Annotated in this window: 13 protein-coding genes; 7 read left to right on the top strand and 6 right to left on the bottom strand. The window is 41.2% G+C overall.

Annotated elements, in window-relative coordinates; genetic code table 11:
• Positions 1-11 precede the first annotated feature (11 nt).
• The 4 genes from N7U62_RS17150 to N7U62_RS17135 form a co-directional block, all read right to left on the bottom strand.
• Positions 12-230, bottom strand: coding sequence for a YgaP family membrane protein (locus N7U62_RS17150; RefSeq protein ID WP_264139280.1), 219 nt, complete (start codon positions 228-230; stop codon positions 12-14).
• 95 nt (positions 231-325) lie between these two features.
• Complete coding sequence (locus N7U62_RS17145) at positions 326-883, bottom strand: EF-hand domain-containing protein (RefSeq protein WP_264139279.1); 558 nt, start codon at positions 881-883, stop codon at positions 326-328.
• 10 nt (positions 884-893) lie between these two features.
• On the bottom strand, positions 894-1,487 hold the full coding sequence (locus N7U62_RS17140) for a peroxiredoxin-like family protein (protein WP_264139278.1): 594 nt from the start codon (positions 1,485-1,487) through the stop codon (positions 894-896).
• A 68-nt stretch (positions 1,488-1,555) separates the two neighbouring features.
• A complete protein-coding gene (locus tag N7U62_RS17135; RefSeq protein WP_264139277.1) occupies positions 1,556-2,695 on the bottom strand; it encodes a hypothetical protein in 1,140 nt (379 codons plus the stop codon).
• Positions 2,696-2,779: 84 nt separating this feature from the next.
• Between N7U62_RS17135 and N7U62_RS17130 the strand changes: the two genes are divergently transcribed.
• The 4 genes from N7U62_RS17130 to N7U62_RS17115 all read left to right on the top strand — a co-directional run bounded on the left by N7U62_RS17130 (position 2,780) and on the right by N7U62_RS17115 (position 10,369).
• Entirely contained in the window at positions 2,780-3,352 is a 573-nt protein-coding gene (locus tag N7U62_RS17130; RefSeq protein WP_264139276.1) for a DNA-3-methyladenine glycosylase I, read from the top strand.
• A gap of 353 nt (positions 3,353-3,705) precedes the next feature.
• Entirely contained in the window at positions 3,706-5,796 is a 2,091-nt protein-coding gene (gene ppk1 / locus N7U62_RS17125) for a polyphosphate kinase 1 (RefSeq protein WP_264139275.1), read from the top strand.
• Positions 5,797-5,880: 84 nt separating this feature from the next.
• On the top strand, positions 5,881-6,294 hold the full coding sequence (locus N7U62_RS17120) for a hypothetical protein (protein ID WP_264139274.1): 414 nt from the start codon (positions 5,881-5,883) through the stop codon (positions 6,292-6,294).
• Positions 6,287-10,369 carry a T9SS type A sorting domain-containing protein gene (locus N7U62_RS17115; RefSeq protein ID WP_264139273.1) on the top strand — a complete coding sequence of 1,361 codons (4,083 nt, stop codon included), beginning with the start codon at positions 6,287-6,289 and terminating at the stop codon, positions 10,367-10,369. Before N7U62_RS17120 ends, N7U62_RS17115 begins: the two co-directional genes overlap by 8 nt.
• A gap of 44 nt (positions 10,370-10,413) precedes the next feature.
• On the opposite strand, the gene N7U62_RS17110 is transcribed toward N7U62_RS17115, so the two are convergent.
• A complete protein-coding gene (locus N7U62_RS17110; RefSeq protein ID WP_264139271.1) occupies positions 10,414-11,385 on the bottom strand; it encodes a phosphate/phosphite/phosphonate ABC transporter substrate-binding protein in 972 nt (323 codons plus the stop codon).
• 145 nt (positions 11,386-11,530) lie between these two features.
• Here N7U62_RS17110 and N7U62_RS17105 point away from each other — a divergent pair, with 145 nt between their 5' ends.
• The 3 genes from N7U62_RS17105 (at position 11,531) to N7U62_RS17095 (ending at position 15,389) form a co-directional block, all read left to right on the top strand.
• Complete coding sequence (locus N7U62_RS17105) at positions 11,531-12,955, top strand: hypothetical protein (RefSeq protein ID WP_264139270.1); 1,425 nt, start codon at positions 11,531-11,533, stop codon at positions 12,953-12,955.
• A gap of 18 nt (positions 12,956-12,973) precedes the next feature.
• Complete coding sequence (locus N7U62_RS17100) at positions 12,974-13,849, top strand: patatin-like phospholipase family protein (protein ID WP_264139269.1); 876 nt, start codon at positions 12,974-12,976, stop codon at positions 13,847-13,849.
• Positions 13,850-13,967: 118 nt separating this feature from the next.
• Complete coding sequence (locus N7U62_RS17095; RefSeq protein WP_264139268.1) at positions 13,968-15,389, top strand: M48 family metalloprotease; 1,422 nt, start codon at positions 13,968-13,970, stop codon at positions 15,387-15,389.
• On the opposite strand, the gene N7U62_RS17090 is transcribed toward N7U62_RS17095, so the two are convergent.
• Positions 15,386-17,920 (bottom strand): GDSL-type esterase/lipase family protein, encoded by a 2,535-nt coding sequence (locus tag N7U62_RS17090; RefSeq protein WP_264139267.1) that lies wholly within the window; start codon positions 17,918-17,920, stop codon positions 15,386-15,388. The genes N7U62_RS17095 and N7U62_RS17090 overlap by 4 nt on opposite strands.
• Between the last annotated feature and the right edge of the window lie 92 nt (positions 17,921-18,012).

Here is an 18,012-nt window from a genome sequence, read left to right as displayed (position 1 = left end):
TTTCTCCTATCTTATTTTGATAGCTTTTCCCTTTTTGAACAAGTACTGATACCAAATGGTAGATACAAAGGGCAAACACTCACCAGACTAGTCAGAATAAAAATCACTGACAGACCAATCAGAATGGTAGCCCAAATACCTGAGATAACTCCAAAGTAGTACAAGATGCCCAGCACCAATGCCACGACAATTCGAATGACCCTATCCAGGGTTCCCATGTTAGATTTCATTGTTTTGAGATTTAAGTGAACAATGATTCAATCTAGCAGGATTTCGAACCGATAAAAGTGATAATTGTTACACAAAGAAGGCCAGAAAGATGATCTTAATCATCTTCCGGCTCCCATGAACCAAATAGCCAATTTCCCAAAGCTTCTTGCTTGTTGCTTCGGAAGAATTGATCCACTGAGCGAACTAACTCATCATGAGAGATTTTCCCATCTTTGTTATCATCCAAGGCACGAAAAGCCTTCGGTGCAAAACGAACTTCTATTCTAAGACCTATAAAAAGATCTATGTATTCATTTTGAGAAATGTAACCATCATCGTTCAAATCAAAGAGTTTGAACAAGGTAGAGGTGAAATTCAACACATACTTTTTGTATGTTTCTATGTTGCTAGGATCTAACAGGGAAGACATGAATTTGAGCCACTGATCCAGAGTACCATGGTCTCCTTCCACAAAGGGAAGCAAATGACCCCAGATCGATGTGGTCATTCCCATCACCGTATCGTAGGCCTCTGTATCCATATCAAAATCTCTAACGATACAGAGATTTTCACCTATGGCTTCAAAGTCTTCTTTTTCTATAGTACCACTGCGATCAAAGTCTAGAATGTTGAAAAAATGTGTTTGCTTCTCAATTTGTAATGGACTTAACATAATTGCTTGATTAAAGATTTTTAAGAATCTTACTTACTGTAGCACGCTTTTTATAATCGGGATCATAAAAAGCAAATAAAATGCTACCGTCGGAATTAATAATATATGTAGCGGGTACAGGTAGATAAGTACCATTGTCTCCATTAGTCTGGGCTACATCGAGACCGTTTCTTTTGTATTTTTTGACCAAAGCATCTTCCATTTTATAAGCCACCCCAAAAGATTTCATGATTTGTAAATCCTTATCGTGGATGATTTTGAATGAAGCATCGGTTTGATTGACCGTCTCTTCTATATACTCTGGTTGTTCTGGGGTCACTGCTACCACAGCTCCTCCTCTTTCGCTGATAAATTTTAAGGAATCCTGCATTTCAGAGAGTTGCTTGTTGCAATAGGGACACCAATAACCTCTGTAAAACATGAGAACGACAGGCCCTTTTTCTAATTGCTCCGAAAGCATAAAATCATTCCCAAATTGATCTACTCCTGTGAAGTTCGGGACTTGATCTCCAACACTAAATGTCGACTCATCTGCCTGTGCATAAAGCACATACTGACAGAGGTTCAACAGGATAAACAAACCAAATGGAACAATTTTTTTCATTAATAAATAACTGATTGAATACTAAGATACACTGAATCACCAGAATAAACGAACTGAAATCAAATAGTTCATTTTACTCTTAATATATCTTTCATATGAAAGATGAAGTTTTGAAGGGCTTCCTCCCATGTCAAATCCGCATCCCATTTGAGACCCACATACACATCTTTGGTGAAGACATGCTGCACATAATATTTGCTAACTACAGCATCTACAGGAAGGGGATAGGTATATGATCCCCCAAGCCCAGCCTTAAGTGTAACATAGTCCGTCTCTCCCGTATTGGTCTCATACCCTAAGGATTCACGAATCATTTTTCCTGTGCCATCTATTCGCATTAGAGCAAATTGGTGTCCGTCGTTGTAGATGGCCTTTGCAGTCACTTCGTCTGTCAATTTATACTTTAGGGGACTGTAAGTCTCCATGATCTGTTCCAGTTTTCGATTTTTTCGATCCACTTCACGATTGTATTTTGCCACCTCAGATAGGTAAGCCTGGTCTACAGAAGAGCTGTCCTCTACCATCAGCTTTTTGAATCGGGGTACTACTAGGGTCTCCACCTTCAAATCCATGGCATAAGTCGGAATGCGTCTACCACCAATGATATTAGTAGAATTAAAAAACTCTGGAAACTCTGGGATCAAATAGTTAGACATCTCCATCTCTGCCCTGACTACATCTTTGTTCATCTCGATCAGCAAATCCATGAGATTATAGCCTTCTATTTTCCATGCGTTTTGACCTTGCGAAACGAAGCTTGATTCATCATTGAACGAAGTGACCGTAATCCTGTAATAATTGGTGGTACCACTATCCAATTCCACTCTTTTTTGATCCAAGAGAATCAAATATTTGATCTCTCTTTCGGCCATCTCAGTATAAAAGATTTCATTTTGGCGCACATTGGCAAATACATCATCCAGATAGTAATAGGCAATCGCATCAATTTTCATTTGTCGAAAATACTTATGCGCAAACTCAGAAAGTTCCTTCCAATTGGAACGCAACCTTGGATCCTCCTCCGATCTCGGGGTGGAGACCAGCACAGCAGTTTTGGTAGAAAGTAAGTATTTAGGAAGATTGTCGTGATAAACTAGCTCCTTGAACTGCATAGCGTCTGCACCTACCATCTGAGCCTCAACCTGGCCATAGCTGCTTAAGAGCAGACCAAGGGTCATGAATAAAAAGAAGTGAAATTTTTGTTTCATCAGCAGGCCAAAGAGAATGATTTTCTTTCGAAATTGAAACTTAGATCTATTGAAATTAAAGTACCAGAGATAAACACTCTACAAATGTGTAAAAAAAGATGCGGCTGGGCGGAGAACTCTTTTGAGGCTTATGAAAAATACCACGATGAGGAATGGGGAGTCCCTGTACACGATGACAAAACGCACTTCGAATTTCTCATCTTAGAAGGTGCACAGGCGGGTCTCAGCTGGAGTACAATTATTAAGAAAAGGGAAGGGTACCGTCAGGCCTTCGCTGATTTCGATGTAGAAAAGGTAGCTAAATTCTCAGAAGAGAAGATTCAAGAACTCATTCAATACGAAGGAATCGTCAGAAACAAACTGAAAATAAGGAGTGCCGTCACCAATGCACGATGCTTTCTTGAGATACAAAAGGAATTTGGGTCCTTCGACAACTATATATGGGGCTTTGTAAATCATAAGGTAATCGTAGGACATTGGAAATCTATGAGCGAAGTGCCTGCAACTACCGCCGAATCAGATGCTCTGAGCAAAGATCTAAAAAAGCGGGGGTTCAAATTTGTCGGTAGTACGATCATCTATGCCCATATGCAAGCGACTGGTCTGGTCAACGATCATTCGATAGATTGCTTTCGCTATACCGAACTTTTAAAGTGATCTTTTAAAGGATTTGTAGATTCTTCTTTAACTTCGCCTTAGAAATAAAACTAGAGCATTATGTTAAATCCAGCGGTTACAGACGGAGTAAACCTTTTTGTCAACATTTTTATTTGCATTGTTGCCTTCGGTGCAGCAGTTTCTTTCATCGATTTTAAAAAGACGCAAGAAGAAGAATAATCATACCTTGATTAAAAGAACTTGTAACCCCTAGATCATTCTCAGGGGTTTTTTTGATGCATACATCTGGATTTATGTTTTTTGGCCAGATGATGAAATGATAATCACCCTTCTTTCAAATTCAATTGGCTTTTGGATAAATTCACACCTACACTAAAAAAGCCAAAGTCCAATTGGAAAACCAAAGCACCGACACTACCAACAATACAGAAAATATCTATTACGATAGGGACCTGAGTTGGCTCACTTTCAACTATAGGGTGCTCAAAGAAGCCCAAAGCCCGGACGTTCCCCTGTTCGAGCGGCTTAAGTTTTTAGCCATATATTCTTCCAATCAAGATGAGTTTTTTCGTGTGAGAGTAGCCAACCTTCGTAGCTACATCAAACTCGATAAAAAGAAAATCAACAAGGCGCTGGACTATGATCCAAAAGATCTTTTAAAAGATATCCACCTTCGGGTTCAAGAGCACCTGAAAGAGTTTACCGAGACACTTCGCTATAAAGTATTGCTCGAATTAGAAAAAAATGGTGTGTTCATATTGTCACCTGAGCAACTCAATGATGACCAAAAGTCAGCCTGTCTTTATTATTTCAAGACCAAAGTGCTCTCATTTCTTCAGCCTTATATTTTTGGGATTTCAAGCCGAGATGCCTTTCTAAACAATCGGGAGCTTTATTTTGCCCTCCGCATTCAAAACAAATTTTCTGGCAACATTGATTTTGCTTGTTTGAATATCCCCTCAAATAGGCTCTCCAGGTTTTTTCAACTCCCGTCTCCTAACGTCCAATTTCATTATATCTTTTTGGATGACATTATTCGAATGAATCTGGATTTCATTTTTCCTGATTATGATATACTGGAATGCCAAAGCATCAAGATGAACAAAGATGCTGATTTGAATATTGAAGATGAGTTTAGCGGAGATCTGGTCGAAAAAATTCAACGACAAATAGAAAAGAGAAACCTGGGGGTCCCTTCTAGATTTCTCTATGACAGAAACATGTCCAAAGATCTACTGGAATATCTGAAGTCAGCCTTTGATTTGATGGACGAGGATCTGGTATCTGGTGCACATTATCATAGTCTTTTTGACTTCTTTCAGTTACCCAATCCAATAGGAAGAAGCATAGAGTTTGAACCTTTAAAACCTCTTCGCAATCGAAAGATTGACCGTCACCGTTCTATCTTTTCGGCCATCGATGAGGAGGATCATATGCTGCATTTTCCTTACCACAGCTATAACTACATCCTGCAGTTTTTTAATCAAGCTGCCATCGATCCTCACGTGAGTGAAATCAAAGTTACCTTCTACCGTATGGCTTCCGATTCTTTTATTGGAAATGCCCTAATGAGTGCCGCCAGAAATGAGAAGAAGGTGACGGTATTTATGGAACTGAAGGCACGATTTGATGAAGAAAATAACCTACGCTGGGCAGAAAGAATGCAAAAAGCTGGTGTTAAAATCATCTACAGCATCCCAGGATTGAAGGTTCATGCCAAGGTAGCCCTAGTCAAAAAGAAGACTGAAACGGGGATGATCAAAAATTATTGCTTCTTCGGGACAGGCAACTTGAATGAAAAAACAGCCTCTATCTATGCAGATCATGGCCTTTTGACCTGTGATAAGGATATGGGAGAAGAACTTGATGACCTGTTCAAATTTCTGTACAAAAGAAAAGAGCCAGGAAAATTCAATTCTCTGCTTGTCTCCCAATTCAATATTATTGATGGTTTTGTGGCACGAATAGATCGGGAGATCGCTCATGCAAAAAATGGAAACGAGGCTCGAATCATTGTCAAACTCAACAACCTGGAGGAACGTGGCATGATCGATAAGCTGTATGAAGCGAGTCGAGCAGGCGTAAAAATTGATATGATCATCCGGAGTGTTTGCTGTTTAGTCCCAGGAGTGCCTGGTATGAGTGAGAACATTCGAATCCGTAGAATCGTGGGTCGATTCTTGGAGCATAGCCGCATCGTTTGGTTCCAAAATAACGGTGACGATGAATTGTATATGGGCTCAGCTGACTGGATGAAGCGTAACTTAAAAAGTCGTATCGAAGTGAAATTTCCTATTAGAAATGAGGAACTTAAAAACCAGGTGAAAGAACTACTAAAGATTCAGTTGAAGGACAATACCAAAGCCGTCATGCTGGACCAGGATATTAACAACATCCCCATCAAAAAAGTAAAAGGTCAGCGATTGTACAATGCCCAGATTGATGCTTATGAAATCATCAAAAGATGGGAAGAAATGAGCTAGGCACTTTCCGCGACATCCTTTCGTTCTAAAAATGTATTATCATTGAGGTCGGAAGTCAATTCCAAACAACTTTAACACCAAACTATGAAGCAATTCCAATATACCATTTGGTCGATAGTGGTACTATGCCTAATTGTCTCATGCAAAAACCAAAAGCCACCAAGCCAGAAAGAAACTACCTTACAAAGCTCTATTGAAGCAATACTAGGGGTAAGCTATCAGGAATTTTACAATCAGGACAGTACTTTTTTACTCTGTAGTACCACAATAACATCACCTCGTCCAGTCGTTACCAAATTTGTTGTTTGTCAAACCGATAAACAGGAAATTATTTTTCAATCATCTGTAAAGGATGGTTTTGTCAAGTGGTATTCTGATTCGAAGTTGCTGATCAAGGACCAGCCTGGCATAGAAATGAAGGAACCTACCAATCACACCTACCTCATCGATTTAAGCACAAAAAGAAAAACTGCCTACAACCCAAAAAACAATGAATAAACATTTACTACTTATTGGTTTTAGCCTTTTCACTCTGAGCATTGCTGTCTACTTTTTGAATCAGTCCTGTGGAGTAATGCAAGAAAATTCGAATCCATCTCTAACTGGACAGGAGATATGGAACAACGAATATGAGGCCAAGAAGAAAAAACATCAGGACCCAAATTTTAAAAAGGCTGACAAGCCCAATAAATATTTAGCCCTGAAACAAGCCCTGAAAACAAGGGAAGGTGAGAGTGGACCTGGTTACAAAATGAACTACTTGCAAAGTGAGTTAAATAAGACTCAAATGAACAAGCAGGTATTTGCTGCCAGAACAAAAGCCGCCCCCTATGATTTCGATGAGAGAGGGCCCGGAAACGTACCGGGAAGAACACGGGCCTTTGTAATTGACCCTGATGACCCGAATCATTGGATTGCGGGAGCAGTCGGAGGGGGAATATGGATCAGTGAAAATGCTGGTGAATCATGGAGAAGTGCCTCCACTGGAATGACCAATCTAGCCATATCCAGTATGGCTTTTGCAGCTTCCAATCCCAATATAATTTATGCCGGAACAGGTGAAGGATGGGGTGCCTCTGGAGGAATGATCAAAGGCAATGGAATCTATAAATCCATTGATAGAGGGGAAAGTTGGACACAACTTGCTTCAACTGCTTCAAATGAAGACTTTCAAATGGTAAACAGAATAGTGGTGGATCCAAACGATGAAAACACATTGCTGTGTGCCAATAGCAATGATCCGCTTTACGCCTCCTCTTTCAACTCTGGGGTTTTCAAATCTACTGACGGGGGTGCTAATTGGACTAAGGTACTCACTACGGATCGATACGCTCAACAAATTATCGCGGACCCGACCAATTTCGATATTTTATATGTTGCTGTTAGAGGCAGTGGCGTTTGGAAATCTATAGACAAAGGTAATAACTGGACAAACGCAAGTGTAGGTTTGCTTGCTGATGGAAGAATAGAATTGGCAATATCTCCAGTTGACCCCAATAGAATTTTTGCTTCAGTAGAAGGATCTGTCTCTGGTACCGGTGCTGATCTATATATTTCGGATGATGCCGCTGACAACTGGAATGTGATGACAGAAGTCACTTTATCAGATGTAGATTTCCTCGGTGGTCAAGGCTGGTACGACAATACGCTAATGGCTCACCCATTTGACAAAGACAAGGTATATGTAGGAGGCGTCAATCTATTCTTGTTCGATGTGGAAGAGGGAGTTGAGTCTGGTGACCCACAGTTTTTGGGAGCAAACGAAAATAACACATCATCATTCTTCGATTTAACCAGTTTTGATAGCGGAGACGTATATGACGGAAAAATTGCTTTTGGTTCTGTTGGTGGTTCCGATTTGGTTTCTATTGAAGTTCGGTTTGGAAACGGGGCTAGTCAAATGGCTCATCGATTTGAAGTCCCAGTTGGAGAAGGGGCTGGTGTACCTGCGGCTAATTATAGTTATAAAGACTATGTCGAAGTACCCTTCGAAGTATGGGATACAGACAACAACCAACAGTTAATGGTGTCTTTTAGAGATCAGCAACGAGATGGTAAGTTCAATTTGATCGAGCAAAATACTGATGGGGATGCCAGTAGTCATTCCAGAGAATACCTATATGTTCATAAAGTCAATTATAACGCGACTACACCTTCAGCAGAAATCGCAGTAAATGGCGGACATGAAATTCAGGATATGTACTTTTTTTGGCCTTTCCTAGCTGCCGGTGGAACTTGGGACCCAAACAATCTTCCTGAATCTTCATTTGAATTGACGTTTGATAAAATAACGAAAAGGTTTAAATCACGACAGAATTTAACAGATGCCTATCAGCAATACTCTGGTAAAAACCAGTTTAGCCAAACTCAGGGAGCCACAGTTACTGAAGGTGTTCATCCTGATAACCACAACATACAAGCGATCATCACTGACGAGGCAAATCAGGAGTTTCAAATCATCATTGCCAACGATGGAGGCCTTTATAAATCTGGGGTTGGTACCAATCCTGGTTTTATCGATGGCGATTGGGATTTTGCCGGGTCAGGCTATAATACCACGCAATTTTATGCGGTAGACAAGGCGCCAGGTGAAAGTCGGTACATAGGGGGAGCTCAAGATAATGGGACCTGGATGACCAGAAGTGGACAAGAGGGAAGCAGCACAGCTGCATACGCCCGTGCCAATGGAGGTGATGGATTTGGAGTAGTCTGGAACTACGTAGATCCAGAATTACTATTAAGCTCTGTGTATAGCAATTATATTGATCGCTCTACAAACGGCGGGGCAAGTTTCAGTCAATCTACCTCAGGGCTTACGGATATAGAAGATGACGCCCCTTTTATTACCAAACTGGAAAATGTAAAATCTGACCCTTACACCGTATATACAGTGGGTGCCTCAGGAGTTTGGAAGTCCAACAACTTCGGAGCAAGTTGGGCTCTCTCCCCAATTTCAGATCAGTGGTCCTTACGAACCTTTATTGATGTGAAAATTTCAAAAGCCAACAATAACATCGTCTGGGCAGGGTCCGCCATGACCAGTGGTGAAAGCTTACATGTATCTGTGGATGGTGGAGAAACTTTTACTCCTACTTCTATATATGATGAGATGTTGGGTCAAATCTCCGGACTCGCAACCCATCCAACTGAAGATTCGACAGCATTTGTACTTTTTTCATTCGCAGATGATCCGAAAATTCTTAAAACAGAAGATTTGGGACAAAGCTGGATCGATATTTCAGGATTTGGGTTGAATGAAGAGAGTAATTCAGGTTTTCCTGATGTAGCGGTTTATGACTTGCTCGTATTACCTCACGAAACATCTACCCTCTGGGCTGGAACTGAAATCGGCATATTTGAGTCAACGGATGATGGAAGCAGCTGGCATATTTTAGATTCTGATTTTCCACCCGTATCGGTTTGGGAAATTCGAAATATTGATGATCAGATTGTAGTGGGAACGCATGGTCGAGGTATTTGGTCTGTCACCATGGATGACCTGCCTCGACAAGGCTTTAATCCTGTCATCGACCAATTGAGTTTTTCTTTGGATGGTAGCTCTTTCAATATGGATTATACGCTTTCATCTGAGGTAGATTCCATTTTTGTCATGATCGATGGAAATGCACTGGATAAGGAGACTCAGCCTAAAAATCCAGGTGGTTTCGAATGGAGTTTATCAGGTAATTTATCTTTAGATAGCAAGCTTAATCTGGTTAGCTATCTCGATGGCCAACCCTATGTTTCAGATTATTTTGCCATTGAAATCCCGACTTTTGTAACAGCTCTTACTGGTTATTCCAATGACTTTGATGACTTCTCGGATGATTTCTTTGGGAATGGTTTTACGATCTCCGGTGCTGGGCTTAGAGGAAGATCGATGTGGACCTTTGGAGACTATGACAATGATGCTAAGTACAGCTATACACTCAATAGTCCAATCATTGTTAGCTCAGACCCGGTTTTGAATAAAATCGAATTTGATGAAATCGTATTGATCGAACCAATCAACGACTATGCAGTAGTGGAAGCCTCAATCGATGGGGTGGATTGGGTAGAGATAACCGAAAGGTATGATGCTTCTAAAGATGCGGATTGGCAAGCACTATTCGATGCTGGTACGACACCTACCAGTGCTGCCCTGAAACGTCGCAGCATTACGCTCACCGATTTTTTCTCCCCCGGAGATCAAATCATAATTCGATTCAAACTGGTGAGTAATGAAAGTGTAACTGGATGGGGATGGGCCATCGACAACCTAAGAATACAGGAAGAGGAAGTATTATCTGCAACTCCATCGAAACCTAAGGAGAAACTGCTGGTATACCCTAACCCAATGGTCAATGGTCAATTGCATTTGACTCTTGCAAATGCTGCTTCAAGTCCTGTTGATTTGGAAATCAGAAACCATGCAGGACAGCTAGTTTATGAATCGGAAATTAACCCTCGCCAATTCACAAAAAATTCTGTAGAGCTTGACTTAAGCTCAGCCAGTCTATCAAAAGGGATTTACTTCATACATGTTAATCAAAAGGGTATGGGGCTACAATCGACTAAGTTCATTGTGAATTAATCCCTACAAGAACCCAACTGGTTTGAATGAATCAGTTGGGTTTTTTATTGCAACACCTCTCTTAACACGTTGTAGTCACTGTCGCTACACCTTACATAACCTTCGATCGAATAAAGCTCATTCATTGCCTTTTTTCCAACCTCGGTTTCCATAAACTTGATGATGGCAAGAGAAATATCAAAACTCATCTGCTTGCTGATGTGTTTGGCAAAAACCACCGGATCGTTCGGAATAGGATCAGTCACTTGCAGGATTTTAACTTTTGATTCTACATCGGGATACTCCTCGACCAATCGAGATCTGGCATCTCTGATTGTTCCATCAGTCGCAGGTTCAGAATAGTAGGTAGCTCCAGCATCTGCTATTCCTTTATACACCATTTTGATCACTCGATCGTGTGTCCCAGCAAATGCGACATTGCCTAACTCTATTTCATTCTTTTCGATAATATTTTTAGGAAACAAATATCCAGAGGCAGATAAGGTATCGGTATACACCATAGATTTCCCTGCCAGGTCTTTTATGGATGAGATTCCCTTGTCTGCATTGGCAACTATTTGTCCAAAATAACTGGATCGACCGTAGCGGACAGCTCTTAGTTTAGCCTGGGCGCCATAGAGATCATGCGCTTTGATATAACTGGATGAATTCATCAAGGCTACATCCCCTTCATTAGAAGAAAAAGATTCCAGCATCTCCTCGTAGTTTTCGGGTACTTTCAATCGAAAAGTATAAGAGGTTTCTTTCTCAAGAAAATCTATCAACAACCGTCCGGTTTCCTGAACAAGTTCTTCGCTTCTAGAAGGAGTCAAATAAAAATCAAGAACAGCTACTTCTTGCGTTTCATTTGTTTCTATCTTTTCTGTGGGTTTGGAAGAAAGACTAGTTGGCTCCTGAACCGTCTTTTCATTGATTTCAGTATCTGATAAGTTGGAGGCTTGATTGGTCTGGCAGGAATACAAAAATAGGATGACACATAGCCCTCCTATTGATTTTAGGATTAGTTCAATCTTCATGCTTATTGAATTGGTTAAGTTACTAATTGTAAAACTACACCTGTACATGACAAAATGAATACCTAAAGTGAAGAATTTTGTTCAGTTTCTTTATGGCTTATCCGAATGGACTATTTTTATATCCATTAAAAACCATGCCTCAAAAATGAAATACCTGCTCAGCTTATTGACTATTATTTTTCTTTGGCAACCAGTGGCAAAAGCACAAGATGCCCACTACTGGACCGAACAATTTGGGAACAAGTCCATGCTTCTGGGAGGCAATGTCATCGGCAGTGTGGACGATCTAGGTGCTACTTTCTATAACCCTGCCAGATTGGCTTTGCAAGATGACCCTACCTTTTTGATCAGTGCCAAGGCTTACCAATACAGTTCACTTAGAGTTAAAGATGGAGTTGAAAAAGCCGATTTGGATCAATCTGTATTTGGTAATGCTCCAACACTAGCAGCCGGGAGTTTCAAAGTGCCTTTTCTCCCTAATCACAAGTTTGCCTACGCCTTTCTTTCCCGCCAGCAAATGAGTTATAGTCTGGGTATGAAATCTGAACTCCAATATGAGTATACCAATAGTTGGCCCGGGGAAGAGACCTTATATGTGGATTTTGTCACTAGCAAAAGTATCTCAGACGAATGGATGGGTGGCTCCTGGGCCTATGCAATCAACGAAAAATTCAGCGTGGGTTTATCCTCTTTTGCTTCTGTATTCAATCAAAAGAGAGTCTATCAATTGTTTGAAGATGGGATGAGTAATGACAGCAGCGAAGTGGCCAGCTATGAACGTACACGTAAGAAAGACCTCTCTGCCACAAGTTTGGTTTTCAAATTGGGAGCGAGCTACGAACATAAGAATTTAAGTGTCGGTTTGACAGTAACTACACCTTATATCAATCTCATCTCCAGTGGTAAATCAGAATTCGATGAGGTTCTGGCAGGTTTTGATCTAGACGAGGATGGCGACAACACCAATGACAGCCGCTTAATCAAAAACAGTACCTCAGATATTGAAACGAAATATCGTACTCCCTGGTCGATAGGTGTAGGTGCAGCCTATGATCTTGGGGCTGTAACGATACATGCCAGTGCTGAGTGGTTCGATAAAATTGACAAGTATTACATGATGGTTCCAGAACCCTTCGAGGCACAAAAGTCTCCCACCACCAGTCGAACTTTAGTGGTTAGAGATCGCCTATTTGATGAACGCTCCTCTGTCATCAATTGGGGCGTGGGAGTCCAGTTTTCCATTCTGGACAAATTAAAAGGCTACCTAAGTAGCTCCAGCGATCATTCCACACTAGACCAAGTTTCTAATAACAGCCTGGGATTAGTTACAGACAATTTTGAGAACTCCATTTTTAGCTCCAATGTTTATCACTATGGAGGAGGGTTCATGCTCAATCTTGATAAAATAGAGGTCACTATAGGATCTGTATATTCTAGAGGTACCCAGTCGATTGGCAAAGTGGTAAATCTGCCAGGAGATGATACAAATGAGGCAGAGAGAGTGGATGTAATATGGGAGCGCTGGAGATTTCTGGTAGGATTTTCCTTGCCTTTCTATAAGTTTGGCTGATCGAAAAATAAACCATAAATGAGTAAAACTATTTCGCTAGTGCTGGGAAGTGGAGGTGCACGAGGGCTGGCCCATATCGGCATCATACACTGGTTAGAAGAACATGGCTATGAGATCAAATCCATTTCATCTTGTTCGATCGGTGCTGCAGTTGGGGGGGCATATGCAGCCGGTCAACTTCAGGGTTTTGAAACCTGGATTCGAAGCTTTGATCGCAAAGATGTTTTTTCTATGATGGACTTTGTGCTATCCAAGGATGGATTTGTCAAAGGAGATAAAATCATGTCGGCGATCAATGAAATCATTGGTAGTAAAAATATCGAAGAACTAGATATCAAGTTTACAGCTGTGGCGGCTGATATAGCCAAGGAAGAGGAAGTTTGGATCAACTCTGGCCCCATCAATGATGCGATTCGTGCTTCTATATCATTACCCTTGTTTTTTACTCCCTTCGAACATAGCGGTAGGCCATTGATAGATGGAGGGATACTCAATCCCACTCCGACAGAGCCTGTGGCAAATGATGAGACAGATATGATGATCGCTGTTAATCTTGGAGGTAAACCCCTCCCAGAATTAGATGATAAAGAAGAGGATGAAGATGAAGACTCTTTCTTTTTCAAAAAATACAACGAATTCCTCGAGAGGCTGGATTGGGGTAAAAAAGAAACCAAGAAAGAGTGGGACCTTTACTATATTCTAGATCAGTCCTTCAATTCCATGCAAAACACCATCGCAGCACAAAAGATGAAAATCCATCGCCCCGATATTCTGATCGATATCCCTAGAAACAAGTGCGGCACATTAGAATTTGATCGTGCCAACGAAATGATCGACTATGGATATGAAATGGCTGAAAAGGTTCTGGAAGAGAAGCTCTCAAAATTATCTTGATTATCTAAAATCCTAATTGGTTAAGGCAGGTAGAGACAATTTGAAGAAGGATAATGGCCGGATTTTTGATATATTGAGACCAGTACACTTAGTATTTCATCATTCTGAAATTAATGGCATGCCCAGAATTAGTTATTTGATATTTATCGCATGGTTAGGCATACAGGTCACTTATGCCCAGCCTACCAGCTATGATCAGGATTTGGGCAAAAGAGGATCTGCCGAAGTAGAATTGATGCTGGGTGTCTATGAAGATGAAAAACTCAATGCCTATCTAGATGAAATTGGGGAAAGGTTGACTGACCATCTACACAGCAATCCCTTCCAATACCAATTCAAAATATTGGACGATCCCATTCCGAATGCTTTCGCTCTGCCAGGGGGCTATGTGTATGTGACCCGCGGTTTGCTGGCTTTGGTCAACAATGTGGACGAACTCGCTTGCGTGATCAGTCACGAAATTATACACGTCCAAAAAAGACACTCCATTCGACAGATGAAAAGAAAAATGATTCCTGCCCTACTTCAGATTCCGGGAATGGTGATTGGTGCTGTTGCAGGAGAACAAGTCGGTCGAATAATCAATGCACCTATAGCCATTGGCTCTAGCTTTTTTGTCTCTAAGTACAGCAGAAAACACGAATCAGAAGCCGATCAACTAGGAGCTAGACTGGCAGCACGAGCTGGTTTTGATCCCAATGCACTTAGCCCTATTCTGGCACGAATTAGCGAGTGGGAGTCTCTTCGAACTGAGGAGGAAGAAAAGAAAGATTATTTCAGCTCGCATCCTTATACACCCGATCGAGTTCGTGACCTGTCTCACATAGTAGATGCTTTGGATTGGAGCCAAAATGAAATGCATAAACAGCCCATATTGCCTCTTTTGGAGGGGTTGACTTTTGACGAAAATCCAGATAAGGGCCTATTTGTCGATAGCTTATTCTTACATCCTACCATTGATTTTAGCATTGTTTTTCCCGCCAACTACGAGTATCTCAATCAATACAATGCAGTTGGAGCCAAAGATCAGGAAAAAGAATCCTACTTGTTTCTAACAATAGAGGATACCACATCCACACCCGAAGAGTATGGAGTTCGCTACTTAGAACGTGTCAAATCCAACAGTCGAATCTCTGCCGTAAAAGGAGAGGAAATAAAAGTCAATCAACATTCAGCCTTTATGGTATCTACGATCGAAGACTATAAAGGGGAAAGAACCTTTAGTTATTATCTATGGATCGCCATGAATGATCAGGTATATAAAATCATAGGAATTCATCCTGAGGACTTCAAAGAAGAAGTAAAATCAACAGCCCTCTCGCTTCACCAGTTGACAGAAAAAGAGAAAAGTCTAGTAAACAAAAAAGTGATTTCCATATTGGCAGCTAAGGATGAAGAAAACCTAAAGGACCTGGCCAAACGAAGTGGCAACCAGATCGATTTGGAAAAGCTTTATTCCCTAAATGGAGTAGAATCAGAAAAGTCAACTATCAAAGACAAGAGCATCAAAGTAGTGAAATCTGTCGGCTATTTTGATTAGTCCTTCAACTGATCTCTCACTAGCCCTTTCCATATCTTATATCCCTTAGGATTTAGGTGCAGCATATCATCCACGAAAAGATCCGTTCTCGGCCTGCCATCTGCAGTAAGCATATGCGAATAGATTTCTATCCAATGCATGAATTCATTTTCATCCACGTATTCTTTTAGCAGCTCGTTGGTTGCTATGATCTTATTCAGCAGATATTCTCGACTTGGGCTAGGTTTAACGGAGATCACCGTCACACTTGCACCTGGACTATGTTGCTTGATTTTTTCGACTAACAAAGAAAAATTCATCAGCACATCTTCCGGTGACTGACCGTTGCTCAGATCATTGTCTCCACCATATAGCACATAGGACTTTGGATAGAAGTTTTCGAAGAGTCTGTCAAAATAGAAAAGACACCACTGGTATGAAGAGCCACCAAAGCCCAGATTTAGAGCTTTTTTGTCAGCCAGATCTGATTCTAATGTATCCCAAAGCCTAATGGTACTACTACCAAAAAAGGCCACATGTTCATTTTGCTGTTTACTATCCAATCGAGCAATCAATGCATCGATCTCATCTTCGAATAAAAATTGTACGCTTGTTTCGTTCGCTATCTGTTGTGTCAAACTTCTTGTATTACTTTTAAATCGATCTTGATATTCCATTAGGAATTCCTTGATGTCATCCTTGCCATATTCCTTCATCTTTTCACTTAGATAAAATGGCTCCTGAATCTCACAGGCAAACTTGTACGCAGTAATGCGCTTGTCAAAATTGGCCATTACTATAGGAACGATTTTCGGCTCCTTGTCCAATTTCTGGATTACTCTGAAGATTCCTGATTTGAAATGGCTAGGCGAGTGCTCCGTAGGATGAGAGCTACCTTCTGGACTGATAATGATATTTTTACCCGCATCCAGCGTTTGCTTGATTTCCTGATAGAACTTATTGTGACGTATTTTCTTCTGTTCCTTCGTTTCTATCAAAGCATCCGAGTCTGCGGTGTGTACGCTGATGAAACCCAACTTACTATAGTAGTTTTCATGGGCATATTCCTCCGACTTACCTATTCTCACTACCCGCTGGGCATGCTGACCGTAAGTTTCATAGACCAGGGCGCTCAGATAGTGCGAATCCAGTGTGATCTGAAACTGGTTAGGCAAGGTATAATAGGGCTCATTGAGCAAGTGATTGTATATAAAAATACAACCTGGCTCAGTAGGCATATTCTCCAGGCCTCTGATATAAATTGATGGAATAGAGAAAGCCTGTCGGCTCGCTTTGATACAATCCAACTGAATCTCCTCGGTAGGTTTGTCATCCGGGCTCTCTGCCACACTGCTGTAGATATCCTGAAGCGCCCGATAAAAATTCGATTCTTTCTGCGTCTGATGCAAGTTGTCCAAACAAAGGGAAGCCAGATTCTTTTCCGGCCCGATGCCTTTCAATTCCGTTTCGTGCAGGAGCTCTATTGCCTTAGGTATGGTCAGTTTATTTTCTAACAATACCGGTACGGCATGCAACGGAGAGTGCACAGTTAATTTCGTGCTGTTGCTATTGATCAACGTACTGGCTACCAGTAGTTCCTCATTGAACTGCGTAGCGATCAAGCGCGTCCGAACCGCTCGCAATTGGTTATTGATCAACCAAAGAATTCGCTTTTGAAAACTAAGAGCAAACTGCGGGTTCTCTTTACAGTGCTTTTCCAGATTGTCTTCTGGAATATAAAGGATCACCGCTTCTTTAGTGACATGAGAAGTCATGGCACTCTTGATGCCCAGCAAACTAGATGAACTGATCAGATAGCCCGGCGTAGATATTGCTCTAAATGGAACCTTATAAGTCTTATTGGTTTCTAAACTGAAATTCTTACGAGAGTACTGCACTTCGCCAGACTCCAGTAGAAAAATTCCCTTTTTGTCTTCATCCTGCTTGATGACTACTTCTCCCACGAGATATTCTCTACGCTGCATGGACTGTGCGAGTACAGCCAGATCCTTTTCGTCGAACTCTTCGAAAAAGGGAGACTGCAGCAATAGAATCACCTTATCGATTTCATCTCGCTCCATATGAGCCAGATATCCATCAGATGAAGTCTCCGTCTCCAATGACTGCAAGGCAGCCGAGGTATTAGCGAAAAGTTCGGAAGTATCTTCTACAAATTTGTGTGAGTGATTGTTGAGAAAGGTGAAGAAGGCAATTGCCAATTGGATATCTTCATCGAGAGCAGCCTGCAATACAGCCGTTTCCCACTCAATCAATCGAGCTTCATCAGACGCCACTCTTGCAGTAGTTTCATTTCTATAGGGCGCAATGAAAGCATCCATACCGATAGGCGCATAGAGGGATTGACTCATTCCTGCCAGCAATTCTTTGTCATTGCTATGGAGGCTTTGGTCAAAATGTACGGTACCCTCCAGCAGGATGTAGAATTTATCCACTCTGCTGAATTGTTTTTTAAGGATATCGCCTTTTTTACAGATTACTTCTTTTCCCCTCAGGCTAAGCCGATCCAAAGGAAATGGCAAATTATCGGTCATGTTTGCTGCATTTCAGTCCAATTGCAATATACGCAAGCATTTACTGATTCTTTTGCATATTACGCCTGCTATATCGCATATTTTTATCAATT

The organism is Reichenbachiella ulvae, assembly GCF_025833875.1.
Lineage (GTDB): Bacteria > Bacteroidota > Bacteroidia > Cytophagales > Cyclobacteriaceae > Reichenbachiella > Reichenbachiella ulvae.
The sequence above is the reverse complement of the archived record's forward strand: the minus strand, read 5'-3'. Positions and strand labels throughout refer to the sequence as shown.